The sequence below is a fragment of the Microcoleus sp. PH2017_08_TRC_O_A genome (genome assembly GCF_020738665.1).
Lineage (GTDB): Bacteria > Cyanobacteriota > Cyanobacteriia > Cyanobacteriales > Microcoleaceae > Microcoleus.
The window spans coordinates 43,885-61,933 of the sequence record NZ_JAEQCE010000011.1 but is presented as its reverse complement, the minus strand read 5'-3'; the positions used below and the strand labels follow the sequence as shown (position 1 = coordinate 61,933).

16 protein-coding genes are annotated in these 18,049 nt (G+C 43.8%); 8 read left to right on the top strand and 8 right to left on the bottom strand.

Annotated elements, in window-relative coordinates; translation table 11 throughout:
* Nucleotides 1-204 (bottom strand): DUF1822 family protein (locus tag JGK22_RS04835; protein WP_293312435.1); only part of this gene is annotated, 204 nt, incomplete at its 3' end.
* 3 nt (nucleotides 205-207) lie between these two features.
* Nucleotides 208-1,863 carry a hypothetical protein gene (locus JGK22_RS04830; protein WP_293211874.1) on the bottom strand — a complete coding sequence of 552 codons (1,656 nt, stop codon included), beginning with the start codon at nucleotides 1,861-1,863 and terminating at the stop codon, nucleotides 208-210.
* Between the two features lie 82 nt (nucleotides 1,864-1,945).
* Between JGK22_RS04830 and JGK22_RS04825 the strand changes: the two genes are divergently transcribed.
* The 6 genes from JGK22_RS04825 (at nucleotide 1,946) to JGK22_RS04800 (ending at nucleotide 7,575) form a co-directional block, all read left to right on the top strand.
* The gene (locus JGK22_RS04825) at nucleotides 1,946-2,221 is read left to right on the top strand and encodes a hypothetical protein (RefSeq protein WP_293211877.1); all 276 of its coding nucleotides are present in this window, start codon (nucleotides 1,946-1,948) and stop codon (nucleotides 2,219-2,221) included.
* A gap of 575 nt (nucleotides 2,222-2,796) precedes the next feature.
* Nucleotides 2,797-3,966 carry a phosphotransferase gene (locus tag JGK22_RS04820; protein ID WP_293205329.1) on the top strand — a complete coding sequence of 390 codons (1,170 nt, stop codon included), beginning with the start codon at nucleotides 2,797-2,799 and terminating at the stop codon, nucleotides 3,964-3,966.
* 26 nt (nucleotides 3,967-3,992) lie between these two features.
* Nucleotides 3,993-5,108, top strand: a complete 1,116-nt coding sequence (locus JGK22_RS04815; protein WP_293205331.1) for a T3SS effector HopA1 family protein — start codon at nucleotides 3,993-3,995, stop codon at nucleotides 5,106-5,108.
* Nucleotides 5,105-6,121 carry an aldo/keto reductase gene (locus tag JGK22_RS04810; RefSeq protein WP_293205333.1) on the top strand — a complete coding sequence of 339 codons (1,017 nt, stop codon included), beginning with the start codon at nucleotides 5,105-5,107 and terminating at the stop codon, nucleotides 6,119-6,121. Before JGK22_RS04815 ends, JGK22_RS04810 begins: the two co-directional genes overlap by 4 nt.
* Nucleotides 6,122-6,294: 173 nt before the next feature.
* On the top strand, nucleotides 6,295-7,050 hold the full coding sequence (locus tag JGK22_RS04805) for a peptidylprolyl isomerase (RefSeq protein WP_293205335.1): 756 nt from the start codon (nucleotides 6,295-6,297) through the stop codon (nucleotides 7,048-7,050).
* A gap of 339 nt (nucleotides 7,051-7,389) precedes the next feature.
* Entirely contained in the window at nucleotides 7,390-7,575 is a 186-nt protein-coding gene (locus JGK22_RS04800; protein WP_293205337.1) for a hypothetical protein, read from the top strand.
* Between the two features lie 322 nt (nucleotides 7,576-7,897).
* Here the strand turns inward: JGK22_RS04800 and JGK22_RS04795 are convergent, their stop codons facing one another.
* From JGK22_RS04795 to JGK22_RS04780, 4 genes are all read right to left on the bottom strand, one after another.
* Complete coding sequence (locus tag JGK22_RS04795; protein ID WP_293205339.1) at nucleotides 7,898-8,644, bottom strand: peptidylprolyl isomerase; 747 nt, start codon at nucleotides 8,642-8,644, stop codon at nucleotides 7,898-7,900.
* 54 nt (nucleotides 8,645-8,698) lie between these two features.
* Nucleotides 8,699-10,474 (bottom strand): HlyD family efflux transporter periplasmic adaptor subunit, encoded by a 1,776-nt coding sequence (locus JGK22_RS04790; protein ID WP_293236385.1) that lies wholly within the window; start codon nucleotides 10,472-10,474, stop codon nucleotides 8,699-8,701.
* Between the two features lie 311 nt (nucleotides 10,475-10,785).
* Nucleotides 10,786-13,521, bottom strand: a complete 2,736-nt coding sequence (locus tag JGK22_RS04785) for a peptidase domain-containing ABC transporter (protein ID WP_293205343.1) — start codon at nucleotides 13,519-13,521, stop codon at nucleotides 10,786-10,788.
* Nucleotides 13,522-13,531: 10 nt separating this feature from the next.
* On the bottom strand, nucleotides 13,532-14,155 hold the full coding sequence (locus JGK22_RS04780) for a helix-turn-helix domain-containing protein (RefSeq protein ID WP_293205346.1): 624 nt from the start codon (nucleotides 14,153-14,155) through the stop codon (nucleotides 13,532-13,534).
* 584 nt (nucleotides 14,156-14,739) lie between these two features.
* Between JGK22_RS04780 and JGK22_RS04775 the strand changes: the two genes are divergently transcribed.
* Entirely contained in the window at nucleotides 14,740-15,444 is a 705-nt protein-coding gene (locus JGK22_RS04775) for a site-specific integrase (protein ID WP_293205349.1), read from the top strand.
* A gap of 207 nt (nucleotides 15,445-15,651) precedes the next feature.
* Here JGK22_RS04775 and JGK22_RS04770 read toward each other — a convergent pair whose 3' ends face one another.
* A complete protein-coding gene (locus tag JGK22_RS04770; RefSeq protein ID WP_293205351.1) occupies nucleotides 15,652-16,062 on the bottom strand; it encodes a hypothetical protein in 411 nt (136 codons plus the stop codon).
* Between the two features lie 231 nt (nucleotides 16,063-16,293).
* Between JGK22_RS04770 and JGK22_RS04765 the strand changes: the two genes are divergently transcribed.
* The gene (locus JGK22_RS04765; protein ID WP_293205353.1) at nucleotides 16,294-16,839 is read left to right on the top strand and encodes a hypothetical protein; all 546 of its coding nucleotides are present in this window, start codon (nucleotides 16,294-16,296) and stop codon (nucleotides 16,837-16,839) included.
* A 499-nt stretch (nucleotides 16,840-17,338) separates the two neighbouring features.
* Here the strand turns inward: JGK22_RS04765 and JGK22_RS04760 are convergent, their stop codons facing one another.
* Nucleotides 17,339-18,049 (bottom strand): hypothetical protein, encoded by a 711-nt coding sequence (locus tag JGK22_RS04760; RefSeq protein WP_293205355.1) that lies wholly within the window; start codon nucleotides 18,047-18,049, stop codon nucleotides 17,339-17,341.

Sequence of the window (18,049 nt, the reverse complement as noted above, 5' to 3'; positions counted from 1 at the left end):
TGCTTCTTCTGCCAGCCATTCCGATAACCAGTTCAAGAATGTTTTTAAACAAACACCATTGAGATAAGCATTGTAGCGCGAAATCGGATTAGAATGATGTTGGGCTTGGTGCCATACAAATTCTCGATCGGCTTCGTTAATTGTCAATTGCAAACGGTCAGACTCATGAAAAGCAAGAGGTTGTAATTGGTTGAATTCAAACATTTTTTATTCTCCTTTTTTAAAAGTAGTTAAAGTTTCCAGGAATTGTTGAACGATCGCATCAATAACTTGAGAGCTAACTTCGCAATTTATCGATAAATTCAGAGCGCGACAAGCAGCTAAAAATCGAGGTTTATAAAACTGCACTAGCCATTTTTCGACATACTCCGTCTCCCAAACATTCAGCAATTTTATCAATTTTGCCAGTAATTTATGCTGGGCTTTAGAGATTGTAGCAGCTAGCTCTAATAAATTCATGCCCAGCCGATCGGCAATGTTTTCTTCTGCTAGCTCCTGGCCGTACCGCAGCCGCAAAACTTCTTGCTGTTGAGAGTCAAGTTCCCCGATCGCTTGAACTAATGCGGCTGGTATGTACTCGGATGTATGGGGCGCACGGAAGTCTTTCTTCAGCCATCCAACTACATACTCAGCAACCCATTGATGGGGTTCGGACAAGTTTCCCAATGTTTCTAATAGTTGAATTTTCATTCTTTTGACTTTTCTCGAAATAGATGTTTGGTCTACCCCTAGTCGAATTTCTAGTTCTTTTTGCTTGAATCCGGCACCGTAATAAAGTAATAGTATTTTATGCTGCTCTGGTTGAAAAGTTTCTAACTTTTCGCGAAAAGCCGAGTCAAGTAGGCGGTAATTTTTCCATGCTTGGTTATCCGTACTTTCTATTTCATAGATAGGTGGTTTTCCCACATCTGGTTCACCCAACAATTTGTCACGTTCTCCCTCTGGAAGCTCTTCTAAATATTGTGGATAATTGATGAAATTGGGGTAATTTTGTAACGCAAGAATGCACCTTTTCATCCAATCTTGCATTTTCTCTGCGCTGATGTTTCCTCCCGCCGAGACTTCATGTGGCGCTGAAGGCAGAAACTTTTCTGCATTGTAACATTTCGCTGCTGCCTGAAAATCTTCAATGTCAGCATCCAGCCATTTTTGCCCTCTTTGCCGAATTGCAGGATTATTAACCTTATTAAAGTAATAAACTTGTTTAAAGTATTTCCGTGCAAATTTAATTTGAGAAATATCGGGTTCTCGATATCCAGCTCTTTCCAGAGCTTGCTGAAGATCTGGATCGCTTTTTTTAGCTAGCAGCCGCCAGCGCGAGAACTTACCGATACCTAATTCAGATCTGATAAATTTTATTAAACTTTGCTTAACGTATGTATCTAAAGAGGTCTGATGAGAAATATTATAGGACTTTAAAAGCCTCAAAAGATTGTCAAAATTGTAAATAAAAACGCGAGGACAGTAGAGATATTCCTCCCAAGGGCGAACTTTTGACTGCGACCATACTTCAATAGCAGCATAGTAGCAGCTTTTTTCAAAGTAACTAGCTAAGTGTTCTAAAGCTAGTCTTTTCCTATTGTTTGGTTCCCAGTTTTCGGCAATCTGCGATGGAGCATCAATCGCTATCTGCCTCCAAAATTCGGCTATATTTTTACTTCGATCGGGCTGGCTGCACAACTGTGAAAGTTCCTGATTTCGTTCTTGGTATAACTCAAAGTTGCGTTTCAGTTCCGCAGAATTTTGCCACCGAATCGCAGAGCGACTGTTGTAGCTTGCCAGCACGAAATACGTAAAAAAACTCTCGCCGTTATCTCGACGATAGGGCAATTTGGGCATACTTTCCTGAGAAGGGTTGGGCATCTTAGCTGATTCTCGAATAACAACAAAGGAAAAATTGATCCGGGATTTTTTAGTTGAAACTTGACTTGCCTAGTTGGAAGCTATGCCTGAGCTCGGGCAGCTACTCCATCGCAGACTGTTCGCCGGTAAGGGGTTGGAGATGCTGCTGGGTGGCAGCAGGAAAGGTGCGATCGATTTGAGCATAGAGGCTGCAAGAGAACTGGGGTTGGAGATGTTGCTGGGTGGCAGCAGAAAAGGTGCGATCGATTTGAGCATAGAGGCTGCAAGAGAACTTTGGAAGCTTACTACTTACTTATTGGCACCGCCAGCCGACAATTATGCAGGTGGCTTTGAGTTGGAGACGCAGAATTGTTTCTGAGGAAGGCACTAGGACATCAGTCCAGTAGAACCTGCTGCATTAGGTCCCGACGAATTTTTTGTCGGGCGTCGAACGCTGAAACAACCTTTTTTCGTTGAGAATCATTCTACTGGACTGGCGTTCCAGCAGTGTATCTATTGCTTGCCCCCGTGCTGAGGCTGAAAGTGGGGCTGGTGTCTAACTCTTGAGACATAACTGCTTGAGTTGGAGTTACGACAGGCGAACTTCCCGACGCTTTTCTCCAAAAGTGGGGCGCTAGATCTCACAGGTAGTCCCAGAAGAGCTAGCTGATTGCCTCGGTTATTGCATTGTCCTGCGATCGACCGCGATCGCCCTTCGGTTCAGGAGCGCGATCGTCTCTAGCCGCCAGCTAGCTCGATCGCTCTTGCTTATTCGTCTCTTGCTTGTTCAATTGAACGACTATCGAGCAATTTGCAGAAATTTGCAGACATAATTTTGAACATTTTAGCTAAAAAATAGCCTCAACTTCAGAGATAAATTTACGCTGATTGTCTAAGATGTTGATAACTACGAAAATTGCCGATCGCACAAATTTATTTGCATATTTTTGAACTATGGCATTTCTTTTAAGTTCCCATAACGTTGCCAAATATTTAAGAGACTTAGACCTCTGTACTGATATAGATCCAGATCTCTTTCATGTAGATTCAGTTGCCGCTAAAAACTTTAACTTGTTAGTAACTCTCCCCAACGGTTACAAATACCTTGTCAAGCAGGAACGCTGTGCCTCTGATGGCAAATCTGCTGGCGAATTTCTCAACGAATGGCGAATTCAAGAGTTGTTACGGGTATTTCCCGAACTGGACAGCTTTCGTTCGTTATTACCAGTAGTGTCGCATTTTGATGCTGAAAATTCCATCATTGTTTGCAACTACCTAGACGACTACCGCGATTTAGCTGATTTCTACGCGAAAGAGAATGTTTTTTCTAGCGCGATCGCATCCTCGATCGGCACTATTATAGCCACCATCCACCGCGAAACATTCAACCGCCACAACTATCAAGATTTCCTCGTTCGAGATACTGAGACTGAACTAAAAGACCAAGTTCCTAACTTAATTCGCAGCTTAGAACGAATCACTCCCGAATTTTTCGGTTTAGTTCCGGCAGATGGCCTAAAATTCTTCGTTCTCTACCAACGCTACGAAAGCCTTGCACGCTCGATAGCAGAACTTGCTACTGCTTACAACCCTTGTTGCTTAACTCACAACGACCTAAAACTAAACAACATCCTCCTTCACCAAGATTGGCATCAAGATTGGCAACCATCCAACCAAAACATTGTCCGACTGATTGATTGGGAACGTTCTACTTGGGGAGAACCTGCCTTTGATTTAGGAACTCTAATCGCCAGCTACTTGCTAATCTGGTTAAGTAGCTTAGTTATCAGTCAAACACTCACTATCGAAGAATCGTTGCGATTAGCCGCAACTCCTCTCGAACAGATTCAGCCTTCAATTAATGCTATGACTGTAGCTTATTGCGATACCTTCCCAGAAATAGTAGAACATCGCCCCGATTTCTTAAAGCGAGTCGTGCAATTTGCTGGCTTGGCATTAATTCAACAAATTCAAGCCACGATCCAATATCAAAAATCTTTTGGCAATACCGGAATTTGTATGCTCCAAGTTGCCAAAAGTTTGCTGTGCCGTCCCGAACAATCAATGCCAACTGTTTTCGGCAGTGCTGCTGCTAGCCTAACTCAACTCAACCAAGCCGCTTAAAATATTCCCTCGCGATGCAACTCAATATGCAACTAATTGATTCTCCTCCAACACCACACCAAGATTTTCCAGAAAGCAAATTGCTAGATACCTTCCAAGACATCATCAAAGTCCAAATTCAGCCTAACTTTTGTATTTTCCACCCCGATTACAAACCGTTAGAACTCCCTGTGGAGATAGTCAATCGGTTTAAAGGAATGCCAACAGAAGTACAAAATCGGTATATCAACTTGCAACTTCGCAGTTTTCTCTATGGTATTCATTATAACGGTTCTCTGAAAACTGCCCTTGCACCCGATGCAAATTCCGAACCGAAATCCCTGTATCAAAATTTAGAAAATAACACCATTCTGGGAGTAGATTTAGCCTTTTACGAACGATTGCACGAAAGTAATGATGGAGAAGGCTACTTCGATCCAGGTTGGGTTGCGATCGGGCAAGAAACTGATGGTAGTTTAGCTGTCAATAAAGGCGGGTTAACTTTACATATCGATCGAGAACGTCACCTCCAACCAAGCCAAGGAAATGCTGGCATTGGTGATTGCGTCACTATTCGGATGCCCAAAAATTTCGTTCAAAACGGATTTTACATGGCAGTAGGGAATGCGGGGCCGCAAAGTTACGATACAGACAAACCTGTGGAAACAGTGCGCGTTTACTTTAACTTAACTCCTGAAGGCGCAGTTGCAGTTATGGGCAAGCTAACGCACCTGCTAAACGCAATCTCAATTCCCTTCACCTTTAAAGTGTTATACAACCCAGGGGATTACGGGCGCTATGACTCAGGAGTTCTCTACTTTGAAAAAAGTAGTTATGAAGCAGTCCGGCTAGTTTTACAAACAGTGTATGCAGAGTCAAAAGCACATTTCCAAACAGAAATTCCCTTATTTACCAAGCCGCTAGCACCCGGTTTAGGGTTAGCAGAAGAACCAAACTGCAAATTTGCAGCCCAAGAAAGCTTCGGGATGAACCGCTGCCAAATTGTGGCCAATGGCTTATTGGAAGCTTGGCACAAAGGAGATGAGTTACCAGAAGCGCGAATGAATGCTATTTTTCAGAACTTCTCGCTAGTGGGGATTGACTGGCAGCGTGCCTATCTAAATGCGAATTCCGAAGATATTTATACAGCTTTAGAACTATGAAAATAACCGATCTCGCTTTACCATCGATCGCCCCTTCAAATGCGATCGCTCCTGCATTCGATAAGTTTCCACAGTCTGATTTGCCATTTTACCGCAAGCTGGGACGAACCGATTTAACCGTTAGTTGTTTGGGATTAGGAGGCGGAGGCGGTATTTCTAGTGAGGATACTCTCTACGCTTTCGATCGAGGAATTAACTACTTTTTCTATTCCAGTGACTTGCACCACTATATCTACAGTTCGATGGCTGATGCCTTGCGAAAATTATGCGATCGCCGTTCATCAGTGCGAGAGAAAGTGGTGCTGGCGACGGTGACTTACATCAAAAGTCCAGAAGCAGCGATGGCAGCATTGTTGGATCAGTTTGTGGAACTGGGAATTGACTATATTGATGTTTTGTTTTGGGGTTGGTTCGGCACTAATGACGGACAAGCTTTACAAGATTGTTTGCAGCTTTCTCCTGATTTGAGAGGCAAAAATTCGGTTTATCAGCGCACGATCGAAAGAATGTTTGGGACTTCCGAACGCCTCAAAAAAATGGGTGCTGTGCGTTATATTGGTGCGTCGTTCCACGATATCACTTTGGCTCGGCCGTGGTTGGATAGTCCGCTGTTAGATGTGGTGATGGTGAGGCATAATGTCGCCCACTGTTCCGCTCAAAGTCAGATTTTCAATCAGTTGGATACGCAAGATGCAGAACGACCGGGGATAGTTACTTTTAAGTCTACAGGTTCTCATTCCGGTGCGCTTTGGGATATTCCGGCTGGTTTGCCTGCGGGATGTTGGCAACCTTCTGTGCCGGATTTGTATCGCTATTCTTTGAGCCAAAACTGCATGGATGTCTGTTTGGCAGGTTGGCAAAGCCGGGAAGAGATAGATGCTGCGATCGCAGGTATCCAAAAAGGTCAATTAACCCCTGCTGAATTGGATTATCTCAATGTTTATGGCGATTTGCACCGCAACCGTTTGAAGGTACAAGAAGTGCCGCCGGAACGATTGCTGTACTGTGCTTAATGGCGCTTAGTGGCGATCGGCTACCTTATAACACCAATTCACTAATCCCAGACGCCTGTTTTATTTGGGTTGGAGCAACAAAATATCGAAGCTCTCTAAACAAAATAAATCTGGTTTCTCATTCCTAATTACCATTTTGTCAATTTTGTCAATCAAATACACAGGATAAAACCATGCAAGAAACTTTAGAAAAATTGGTGTTGCCAGAAATTTTACCTGCAAGTGATGAAGCTGTTGTTGCCTACCTGCGCCATTCTTACAAATTTGCTGAAATGGCAGCACTGGCTGAACGAGATACCCTAATTTTGGCAGTTTGCCAACAGCTTGGCATCAGTATTTCTGATGAGGAATTGCAAGTGGCGGGGGATGCTTTTCGCTTGGAACACAAATTGCTGGGTGCATCTGAAACCTTGGCTTGGTTGGGAAAACAGCGAATTAGCCCAGAAGATTGGTCACAAGGAATTCGAGTATCGTTACTGACTCATAAGTTGAAAGAGCATCTTTTTGGGGAAGCGGTAGATAATTATTATATGACCAACCGGGATGATTATCGGCGGGTGGCTTTGTCTCAGATTTTAGTTCGCGACTTGACAGAAGCTTTGAAAATTGCCCAATCGTTAAGCGTAGAAAATGCCTCTTTCTGTGCGTTAGCTTTGGAACACTCGAAGGGGAAGCGATCGCAACAAAATGCTGGCTTTGTGGGGATTCAATTTTTGGCAGAATTGCTACCGGAGATTGCCAAAGCTGTTGCTGAGGCGAAGGAAGGTGAAGTTGTTGGGCCAATTCAGACAAAGTTAGGTTATCACATTTTGAGAATTGAGAAGCGGTTTTCTGCTGAATTGGGTGAAGTCAGGGAACAGGTTTTAGAATCGCTGTTTCAGGCTTGGTTACAGACGGGAAGCACTTCTGGGGACAGTGCGACAAGGTAGATAATAGGATAGTTAAATTGGTTTACCGACTTGTGGATTTTTCCAGAAGTCGGTTTTTTCAGTAGTTCAAATTTACAGGTTTTTTTGGGTCATAAGTTTTGTGATTTTGTCTTAATTTCGGGCTGCGTGATTGTATGCGTAAGTGGGTACAAACTATTTTTAGTTATTAGGCATAGGTTAGTAGCTAGTTTCTCTTTACAAAACTGTTAATTTTATGTCTTTTATAACTTTTAAATTATCTTGCAATCTTTGTGGGAAGAGTGTTTTAATAAATATACGGCAGTTGTCAAATAAACAAATTGCCTGACAAACAACTATCAAGTTTGAGGAACACTAACAATGGCTACGATTAAAATTGCAGATTTGACTCCGATCGGTTCTGAATTTTTTACCGATTCTGAAAGCTATCTGAATGAGTTGACAGATGACGAGTTGAACATGACAAAAGGAGGGAGTTCTATTTGGTGTAGCATCGCTATTACCGTGATTACTTATTACACGTTTAAACCCGTTTATGTGTACTAAGATTCAGTGATAAAAAGCTGACGGGGTGACAACCCCGTCAGAAAACAGCTAGTATGAGGGTGAGATTGCAATTGCATTTTTTACTGTAAGTTTAGTATAATTTCTAATTCCGGAGCTTAGACATAGTTTTAGTCACATGAAATGGATTTGAAGGTAAGTTTAGGATTGATGCTTTTCCCTAGCTTTCCAATCTGTTACGGTTCAGTTAAGAAGTTTTTACTGATTATTGTAAGGCGAGCCGGAAAGCTCGCTAAAGATACATCTCTAGCGAGCTTTCCGGCTCGCACTCCCCTTAACTGAAACGTATTGAAGGCTAGCCTATCTAACTACCAAAATCCAAATTTACCACAGCTTCCACTTCCTCAACCTGCTGTTTCACCCAACCGCTAAACAAATCAGAAATAATTTGATACCGCAACTTCTCATCCAACTGCGGTTTAATCACTTCCTCAACCCAAATTAAATGTACTCCCTTAGCACCCACAATTGGCTTTAAAACCTGTGGCGGTTTAGCAGCAAAAACAGCAGCAGAAATCTCCGCCTTCATCTCCCCGCGCCGCACAACTCCCCGATACCCTCCACGACGGCGTAACTCAGTATCCTGAATATATTGATGAGCAACTTCAGGAAAAATCATCTCCCCCTCTTGCAAAGCATAAAACAGTTCCATCGCCAAATCTTCATCATCCAAAACCACTTCATAAATGACAGCACCTGCATAATCTAATTGATGTTCCACAAACCAAGACTCTACCTTATCTCCAAACAAATGTTGCGCCAATTTCCCCGAAATAACGTTGGTGTAAACCATTTCCTCAAAATCATCTAAAGATAGGCAATTTGTCTTCAACCATTCCCAGGTTTCATCAGCAGTCTTCAGTTTGCTGATTAACCGGATATTGTCAGCAGCTTGCTGTAATTCTTCAGCTTCCACTTTGATACCCGCCTCTGCTGCTGCATCTCTTACTACCTTCCGAGTAACAATTTGCTCGATCAGAGAAGGAATTTGGCACGACAACTTGATTTGATGCAGAATATCTCGATCGAAAATAGTAATAGTTTGTGACATGACATTCTCCTGAAATGTAAAATTAACTCAATTATTTGTAGATACACCGCTAATTTACAGCTTTAAATCGCCTTTTTGTAACTTCTTGAATGGGTCAAGAATAAAGTCAATCAGGCGACGCTGACGGATAATTATCTCAGCCGTTGCGGGTTGACCGGACTTGAAAGGAATACACTTACTTTTTGGCTGAATACAAGACTGCACCAGATCAATTTCCACATCATAAGTAATTAGATTTCCTTGGGCTGTTTGCGTAATCTTAGAATTAGGCGATACCCGACTTAGTTTGCCTTTCACAACTTCGTAATCCTGGAAAGGATATTCATCAAATTTGAGGTTGGCATCTTTTTGTTGATTACCCGATCGTAATGACTCGCTTTCAGAAGTCGGAATCTGTCCCTTAAATACGAGGGTAGTTCCCTTGGGTGCAATCTCTGTAATTAGCTGTTTAGGTTGTACTACTGCACCTTCTCGCGTAATAGGTAGCGCAAAAATAGTGCCATCAAATGGCGCACGAATCAAATATTTTTCTAGCTGCTTTTTAAAAGAGCTAACCTGATTCTTTGTTTGCTCTATTTCAGAGCGTACAGCAACAATTTGCGTGTTTAAATCCGTAAGCTGCTGTTCTATTTTTGAGACAGCTATTTTCCCCGATTGAATCAAGCTTTGATAACCGCGTTTTTGTTCTTCCAAACGCAGCTTAGCTTGCTCAATATCAGATTGAGCTTGACGGATAATTCTCTGATAGTTACCCTGCTGCTCTTTTAAACGAAGCTCAGCTTGTTTAATATCAGACTCAGCTTGATAGAGAATCTTTTCATAGCTACCTTTTTGTTCCGTTAAGCGAGACTCTGCTTGAGAAATATCAGATCGCGCTTGTCGGCGTTGTTGATAGTTTTCTTCAACCGACTGTACTATTTCTGCAAATCGATCTTTTGAAATAGCACCCGCATCAAAAGCCATTTTATAGCGTTGCAATTTTTCCTGAGCTTTTCCCAAACGAACCGCTGCTAAATTATAGGCAGCTTGGCTGGATTCAATGCTTTGCCTTACTTGAGCAACTTGCGCGAGTTTTTCTTCTTTTTGTAAGTTGTAAGTAGCCTTCAAAGCATCAAAACTCTGTTGTGCTTGGGCTAACTGTGCGATTTTCTCTTCTTTTTGAAAGTTGTAAGCAGTTTCGAGGGTACTAAAATTCTGCTTTGCTTGAGCAACTTGTGTTTGTTTTTCCAATTCTTGAACTTTACTTTGTTGCTGTTGAGCCGCAATAGCAATTTCAAACTGGTTTTTCTGAATTGCTAACTGGCTGAGTCGATTTTGTTGTCCTTCTAATTTAATTTCATTCTGCTGAATCTCATCACGAATTGATTTAGAGTCCAGTTCAACTAAAATCTGATTAGCTTTTACCTCATCCCCTTCTTTGACACGCACTTTAATCACCGCAACGCTACCTTGAATATCTGCTTCTCGCTTAACCGTATCTCCCTTAAGTTCAAGCCTGCCTCTGGCAGTACCCGTTTCATCCACCTTGTAAAGCATTGACCAAGGTAAAACGATACCAACAAAAATTACCAAAAAATACAGCAATCCTCGCGTCCAAGTCTTTGGCAAGGTATCGAGTAATTCCTTGGTAGCATAGGACCAATCATCTGTCTGGATAACTTTACCATTTGTAGGGTTAGGAAGATCTCTTTCATCAGATAAGCTTTCTGGTTCGTGGGAATTAAGCTCAAATTCAGCGACAGAGTTTGATTTATTAGGCATATTTCTCCAAGTGTTGATGTTTGTTTTCAGGCATCCTAAAAAATGACGTAACTTGTAGTTATAGCCCAATACGGTTTACTTAACGCTTTTTTAGGAATTTCATCTGACGATTTTCTAAGCAATACAGGTATTTTTTGCAAGTCAGATTCTTCTTAAGTCAACCGTATTGAGTTATAGCCTTTCTGGTGGTAGGTGAGGTACTCCAGAAACGCTTTTCAATCCTTAAATTCAAAGAATCAGATGCACCTCATGTTGTTGAGAACCGCTATATAACCTTTCTGGTGGTAGGTGAGGTACAGAAAAATGCTCCCTAATCCCAATTTTCTCCCGATGCTGCTGTACCTCATGTTGTTCAGAACCGCTATAGTTGTGTCTATCTATCAAACTGCAACATCCAATTGTTGCTGATTGAGATAGAAATACTGACCGCGTTTAGCCATCAAATTTTCGTGGTTGCCTTTTTCCACCAAAACGCCTTTGTCTAATACCAAAATTAAGTCAGCATTACGCACTGTTGAAAGGCGATGAGCGATAATTATGGTGGTGCGATTTTTGCGAATATTGGCGAGATTATTCTGAATGATTCGCTCGGACTCAGCATCTAGGTGACTGGTAGCTTCATCGAAGATTAACAGTTGGGGATTACCTAACAAAGCGCGAGCGATCGCAATTCTTTGTCTCTGTCCTCCTGATAACATTCCACCACCTTCTCCAATTTGGGTTTCGTACCCCATCGGCAGCTTTTTAATAAACAAATCTGCCCCTGCTTGTCGCGCTGCTTCGATAATTTCTTCTAGCGTAGCTGACGGTTGTCCTATGGCAATATTGTCCCGAATTGTACCCCCAAATAAAAAGGTATCTTGGTCAACTACACCTATTTGAGAACGGAGCGATCGCAACAATATGCTGTTTAGATCTTGACCGTCGATCGATACTTTCCCGTCCGTAGTAGGATAGAGTCCCAACATCAGTTTAGAAATCGTTGTTTTTCCAGAACCACTACGACCAACTAAGGCTACAGTTTGCCCTGGCTTTACCTCGAAGCTGAGATTTTCCAAAACATTAATATCGCTTTCTGGATGATAGCGAAAAGTAACTTTATCGAACCGAATATAACCTTTGATTGCTGGTAAAGATTGCCGAGATTGTTGCTGTAAATCTTCCTCTGGTTCCGCTTCGATTACATCATGGATGCGTTCGATCGCAATTACCACTTCCTGCAATTCATTCCACAGCACAGTCAGCCGCTGAAAGGGATGAATGACGTTACCTAGCAGCATATTAAAAGCTACTAATTGCCCCGGTGTAAGTTCACCTTTAATTACCAACCACGCGCCAAACCACAACAAACCTGTTGTTACCAAAGCCTCGATCGTACCGCTAAATATCTGGAGTCTATTCCCAATTACTTGTCCGGCAAAGTTACTTTTAACTGATTTATTCAGTAATTCTTCCCAATGCCAGCGAACAGTTTGTTCTACAGCTAAAGATTTGACAGTGCGGACACCCGTAAGTGCTTCAATTAAATAACTGCTTTCCCCAGCCAAAGCATTAAAGATATCTCGGGAAGTTTTTTGCAAGAAAGGAGTAGCAATTAACGCTAATAAGATAAACGGCGGAACAATTACCAGCGCCAGCAAAGCCATCTTCCAACTGTACCATAACATCAGGCCTACGTAAATGAAAACCGTCAGTAAATCCAGCAGTATAGATAAAGCTTCACCAGTGAGAAAGCGTTGAATTTTGTGGTTTTCTTGAACGCGGGAAATAATGTCACCAACATAGCGCGACTCGAAGAAGCTGAGAGGCAAACGGAAGGTGTGTCTGATAAAGCCAACAATCAGCGCTAAATCGACTCTACTTGCTGTTTGATCTAGCAAATATTGCCGCAGTCCGGTCATGGCAACTCGGAACAAACTAAAAATTAGTAACCCTACCCCGAATGCAGTTAAAGTCAACTGACTTTGGCGTTTCACTACATTGTCCAAAATCATTTGAGTGAATAACGGCGTAATCAATCCAAAAATTTGGATGAATAGGGAAGCTATGAAGACTTCAAACAGTACAATACCGTGCGGTTTTGCCAACTCAAAAAACTGCCAAAATGGGGTACTATACTCTTTGGCAGCTCTAATTAAAGCTGTGGGTTGCAATAACAAAGCATTGCCAGTCCAACCTGCTTTAAATTGAGCGTGCTTAAGGGTGCGTTGACCGATAGCTGGATCGGCTACAATGACGTGCTTGCGAGTGATTTCGTACACTACAACGTAATGCTTACCTTCCCAATGCGCGATCGCAGGTAGATTTTGTTTCGCTAATTGGTCTAAACTGGCTTTCACGGGTCGGGTGGAAAATCCGATACTTTCTGCTGCTGCTGATAGACCTCGTAAAGAAGCACCATTGCGATCGACATTAGCCATATCCCGCAGGTGGTTAATGCTAAAGCGCTTACCCCAATAGCGAGCAACCATTACTAAGGAAGCAGCACCACAGTCAGACGCACTTTGTTGCGCAAAGAAGGGATAACGCCGGATAATTCGCTGCCACAAGTGACCCGCTTGTAACGTGGGACTGGGAAAGAAAGCTTTACTAATTTTTTTATGGTTTTTTGGTTCGATTGGTAATTGGCGATCGGGAAAAGTGTTTGCTTTTTCGCTATTTTTTTCATCCGCTGTGGGAGTGTCAGTTCCTCTCAACTGTGAATCTCGCAAAACAGCCTGATGATGTAGGTGTTCTCGAATTTTAGGATATTTGCGAATTAGGTTTGAAAGGTACTTGCTGGGAATAAAACAGAGTTTAGGTACATCTCGGGCAGCCTTAGCTGAGTAAGGTTCAAAAAAATTTTCTGGAAATAATGTTAACTCCCCAAATAATTCACCTGCTTTCAATGAAAGAACTCTGTCATTTTGACTGTGGATTAATCTTACTTTCCCTGCAATAATAATGTAGATGCCACCTTCAGCGTTTTGTGAACTCCAAAATTGTTTTGCTGGCTGAGGCTCTAAAACTTGAATATTTTGACCCATTTCTGCCATTTGTTTTTCTAGAAAAGATTGTCCTAATATTTTTTCCAGCACTTCATTAGAAATACATAAATCAGATTGATTCTGAACCATAGTTGTAATCTCAACGGATAGAATTGAAAGACCAAAATTCGGAGGAAACTGAGACAGAGGTTTCTGTGAGATCGCGGATCGCTAGGCGGTTGCCACTGGGTGGGGTATCCTCCACAGGAGTTGATTTTGGTCGGGTGGATAGTCCCATGTCTTTGAGCAAGCGATTGATGTGGCGATCGCTCAACTCGATGCCAAATTCTTTAGCGAGATGCTTGCTTAACCATTGTCCTGTCCACCGCCGGAACGAGTAACCATAATCGCGGGGGCTATTGCTAGCCAGTTCTTTCAACCGTTCTAGGTACTGGTCGCTGACGGTTTTAGGGCGACCGATCGGGCTATCATTCCAGTTGTGAGCTTGACCGGCCTGCGCCATTAAAATCCAATGGCGCGCTGTTCCTTGAGAGCATCCCAAGGTTTGACAGATTTGGGTTTGAGTTTTGCCCTCCGCAGCCAGCAACATAATTTGGATGCGCTGGCGGTACAGTTCGGGTAAATCGCTTTCTAGACTTTTTTGTAAGAGTTTGTGCTGAAAAGGCGTCAATAGCTGGTGCTGCTTAAGGCGCGAGGGTTGGGAGGAATCGCGATCGGGCAGCTCGCCTGGGCCATTGTCGGACTGAAAGGGATGGCGTGACATATTGAGAAACTGATGAGACTCTAAAACCTTATTTGGAGACACAAGGATCTCAATATGCAGCGGCGGCACCTTTTTTATATGTTTCGCTCCCACCATCAGGCTGTTAGAAGAGGGCAGTCTTTGTCCGAACACTGGAATTGACACAAGGAACCTTGTCAACCAAAGAACCTTCTCAACCAAGGAACCTTCTCAACCGTAGAAGGCCAGCCCAGTAGAATGATTCTCAACAAAAAATGGTTGTTTGGGCACTCGATCGACGATGTACTGGTCTAAACCAGCCTGCGTCAGGCGTGATTAACTTTCGTTGCTTTCTTTGAGCATTTCGATTCCTAGCTTTCTTTAAGCATTTCAATTCCTAACCGTAAGTTCACAAATATTTTTTATTTGCTGAAAATTTGAAAATCTCGAACACACGATAACCGCAGCGCTTGCATCCTTACCAAACATATCAACAAACCGGAGTGCGATCGCCCCGAATTCCTCTTGACCCCGCTCATCCAACGCATTAAGAAATACCCCAAACCAATGCAGCAATGCAGTAAGTATGCAAGACTTTGGAGCGTCGGGTCGAGTATACACCAAGCATGAAAATCGAAGGCCACGGACAGGCTAAAATCCTCACCCAAGAGGAAATCGAACTTTTGTTCAACGAAGGTTTGCAGACCGATCGCGATCGCACCCTCTTCGGAGTTTGCCTCTACACTGCCTGTCGCATTGCCGAAGCTTGTTCGTTGGAAGTCATCGATATTTACACTGCCAAAGGTACAGTCCGACCTACAATCAACTTCCGCAAGGGCAACACCAAGGGAAAACTCCAAACCCGCACGATTCCGGTGATCGAGGATTTGCGATCGCTCCTGACATCTTGGAAACCCTACGCGGGTCAAACTTACTTATTCCCCGGCCGCCATCGCTGCCATCATTGGAGACACCTGCACCCCGACTCAGCGGACAGAATATTGAGAGAAGCGTTCTCGCGCGCCGGCATCGAGGGAGCATCCACCCACAGCTTCCGCCGCACCGCCCTCACCCAGATGAGCAACGCGGGCATTCCTTTAAGAATCATCCAAGAAATTAGCGGTCACAGCAACCTCGAACAGTTGCAGCGGTACTTAGAAGTGAAGCCGGATCAAGTGCGGGGGGCGATCGCCTCTTTATCAATGCTTTCCTACACCGGAAAAGGTGCATTACCCCACGTACCCGATGAAAAAACTGCCGCACCGTTGCCCGTCGAGCAACACCCGCAAGCCCTCACGGACTCGGATGCCAAAGAAATTCCCAACTGGTGACGTTGGTTTCTCCCCCAAAACAGATGCTCTCCTGACGATTTGCTACACTTATCAGTCGCTTTAACCCCAAAGTCAGAAGCTCTCACCTCTGTATTTGTTATCGCTCTAGATCGAGTTTATTGAATATAGTTTTGGAGAAGTTCCTGAAAATATTTTATGCGCTCTTCTACATCCTTTCGCTCGCCATGCCTTCCATCAAAGATATATCTATTTGTTCTTTTTGAATGCAACAATCGCTCGTTTGAATATCTTGTTGCCTTGGTGGTTGCCGCATTTTGTATGATGCGGTTTTTGGCTTTTAAATTTATTGAAAAAGCCTGCATTATCGTAAACGATTTTTCGCGATGGACTCGATTCTCGGTTTTTGAAAGTGGCTAAAAATGCACTCTCGCCAAAAACCGCGTAAACTAACTCGATAGTTTCGTTAAATAGAGATTCGAGCTCGTTCAAAACCCGATCTGGCCAGTTATTGGCTGGTCTCAGATAATCATCTAAAAAACCGTCTAGGGGGGACTTTAACTTATCTAAATGCCTGCCAGCAAAAAATAGTTGAGAGCGATCGGAGCGATCGCCTGTACTGAATGTTTCGCCAGGAATTAAGTAGCTATTCGCGCTCATGTTTTTCCTCCTATTTCGGTGATTCGCCATCTTAATTACCCGCATACCGCCCGAGTTGCTGGGAAGCCTGATGGATCTGTTAGCTGCGTGTGGAGTACCTGCGCGAGGGCGAGCGTTTTCTGTGCTATTATAGCACGTGCAGGCACACCCGCTCGGAAATAGCCGGGGGGTCAGTATGCCTTAAAAGCACGTGGTGCGGCATACTGCGAGCCGATCGGGGGAGCGCCAGCAGTGAAGGCTCTCTGGTTCAGCAAACAAGCTCGCCACCAGCAACTACTATCCCGAACCAGAGAGCCGATGGCAACCAAGAACTTCAGAATTGTGGGGTACCTACCAGCAGAGCAACACCAAAAGTTGCGCGACTACATGACAGAGGAGTCTTTGACCGAAAGTGCCGCGCTCGTCAAAATCATCAAGCAATTCTTTGAAACAGCCCCAGCGCTTTCTGCGGAAGCAGTAGCTTCCGAAACGAGGGAAAATTTCGCCCGACTGCAAGCAGAAATTGCTGGTTTGCAAGGGCGAGTTGCAGCCTTAGAAGCGGGAATTCAACGCCAATTCAAAAGTTCCCCGCCTCATTTTGCAGCAGGGCAGCCTGCAATGAAGCTGCGACCCCTAAAAGCTGCCGATTTAGCAAAACGGCTGGGAGTGAGTGCCGAAACTATTGAAAATGCTGCTTTAGGCGGCAGCGCTGCTTTTAGGGAATGGAGCAAGCGGCGAGATCCGGCTTCTCGGGCGTGGCTTCATCAGGGCAACCTGTTCTACCCGCAGGAAGATTGAGTTGCAGCGAACCCGCTGCTAGCGGTGGCCGAATGTAGTTTGACGATCGCACGCGAGCGGAGCATTCCCAATCGGAAGTAACGCCTTTAGAATGAGTTGTGTTAGCGGGTGCACCTACAAACCTGCTTTTAGGAGAATAGTTGACAATGTGGCTTAAATACGGCGTTGCTCAAGCGCGGTGAACTGGCGAGCATTGATGGAGTTGTGCGGGGAAAAACTCAGCCCGCCTTGTCTTTGATGTTGCTTTATCTGCGGGGCTTTCTTGCTTGGAAGAACGGCGGGCTGACTTGTTGATTTATCGATCGCAGTTGAGGCGCATCAAGAGTGAACTCGCTCTACAATTTCATCAAACTTGATTGTAAAATTTAGATGCGTCCCAGCTTACTTACTTGTTGGATGAAAAATGGCGACGATAAGTCCGATCGCGCATCGGGCAATTTCGACCCTTCGATTCTAAATTGCCCAAACGCTTACACCTCAGAAATTGAAGTTTCACACCTCATAACTCAACCGAATTAAAATCTCTAGGCCCGATCGCATTCGCAGCAACTCCATTTAGGGTCGCTATCAATTGATTGTTGCTCGCCAATCTAATTAATGTAGCATTATTTCCAGCCGATATCGACAGTTTTCCAAAATTCAAACCCTTGGCTAATTGAATTGAATCTTGACCCTTAGTAAAATCAACAATCGTATCAGCCCCCAATCCCACACCCAACACGAAAGTATCCCGCCCCGCCCCACCAGTCAGAGTATCGTTACCAAGCCCGCCTCTAAGCAAATCGTTCCCTCTACCGCCAGATAAATTATCGTTTCCTGCACCCCCATTCAAAACATCATCGCCTTGCAAGCCACTCAACACGTCATCCCCACCAAGACCATTAATAATATCGCTGCCGTTGCTGCCAGTTAGAGTGTCGTTATTAGGCGTACCCCCGACTGTATTATAAACGCTATCAAAGTCAAAAACAAAGATATCTGAAACGTTATTTGTATCCCCCGGAACCAGATTGCTAGCCAGCGAATAAAACGCTACTCGCTTGCCGTTATTAGACAGGGCAGGAAGCAAAGAAATACCGTTAGCGATATCACCAGCAGCATCCGCAGAAATGCGATTAGTAGTATTAGTTTGCAAATCGCGCATAAAAATATCGCTGCGGTTGTTCGTGTCTCCCGGTACTAAGTTAGAAGCTTCAGAAGAAAACGCCAC

What these genes read in the sequence shown, in the direction of transcription:
- JGK22_RS04830 (WP_293211874.1), bottom strand. Translation starts at nt 1,863, where the DNA reads ATGCCCAACCCTTCTCAGGAAAGTATGCCCAAATTGCCCTATCGTCGA.
- JGK22_RS04825 (WP_293211877.1), top strand. Translation starts at nt 1,946, where the DNA reads ATGCCTGAGCTCGGGCAGCTACTCCATCGCAGACTGTTCGCCGGTAAG.
- JGK22_RS04820 (WP_293205329.1), top strand. Translation starts at nt 2,797, where the DNA reads ATGGCATTTCTTTTAAGTTCCCATAACGTTGCCAAATATTTAAGAGAC.
- JGK22_RS04815 (WP_293205331.1), top strand. Translation starts at nt 3,993, where the DNA reads ATGCAACTAATTGATTCTCCTCCAACACCACACCAAGATTTTCCAGAA.
- JGK22_RS04810 (WP_293205333.1), top strand. Translation starts at nt 5,105, where the DNA reads ATGAAAATAACCGATCTCGCTTTACCATCGATCGCCCCTTCAAATGCG.
- JGK22_RS04805 (WP_293205335.1), top strand. Translation starts at nt 6,295, where the DNA reads ATGCAAGAAACTTTAGAAAAATTGGTGTTGCCAGAAATTTTACCTGCA.
- JGK22_RS04800 (WP_293205337.1), top strand. Translation starts at nt 7,390, where the DNA reads ATGGCTACGATTAAAATTGCAGATTTGACTCCGATCGGTTCTGAATTT.
- JGK22_RS04795 (WP_293205339.1), bottom strand. Translation starts at nt 8,644, where the DNA reads ATGTCACAAACTATTACTATTTTCGATCGAGATATTCTGCATCAAATC.
- JGK22_RS04785 (WP_293205343.1), bottom strand. Translation starts at nt 13,521, where the DNA reads ATGGTTCAGAATCAATCTGATTTATGTATTTCTAATGAAGTGCTGGAA.
- JGK22_RS04780 (WP_293205346.1), bottom strand. Translation starts at nt 14,155, where the DNA reads ATGTCACGCCATCCCTTTCAGTCCGACAATGGCCCAGGCGAGCTGCCC.
- JGK22_RS04775 (WP_293205349.1), top strand. Translation starts at nt 14,740, where the DNA reads ATGAAAATCGAAGGCCACGGACAGGCTAAAATCCTCACCCAAGAGGAA.
- JGK22_RS04770 (WP_293205351.1), bottom strand. Translation starts at nt 16,062, where the DNA reads ATGAGCGCGAATAGCTACTTAATTCCTGGCGAAACATTCAGTACAGGC.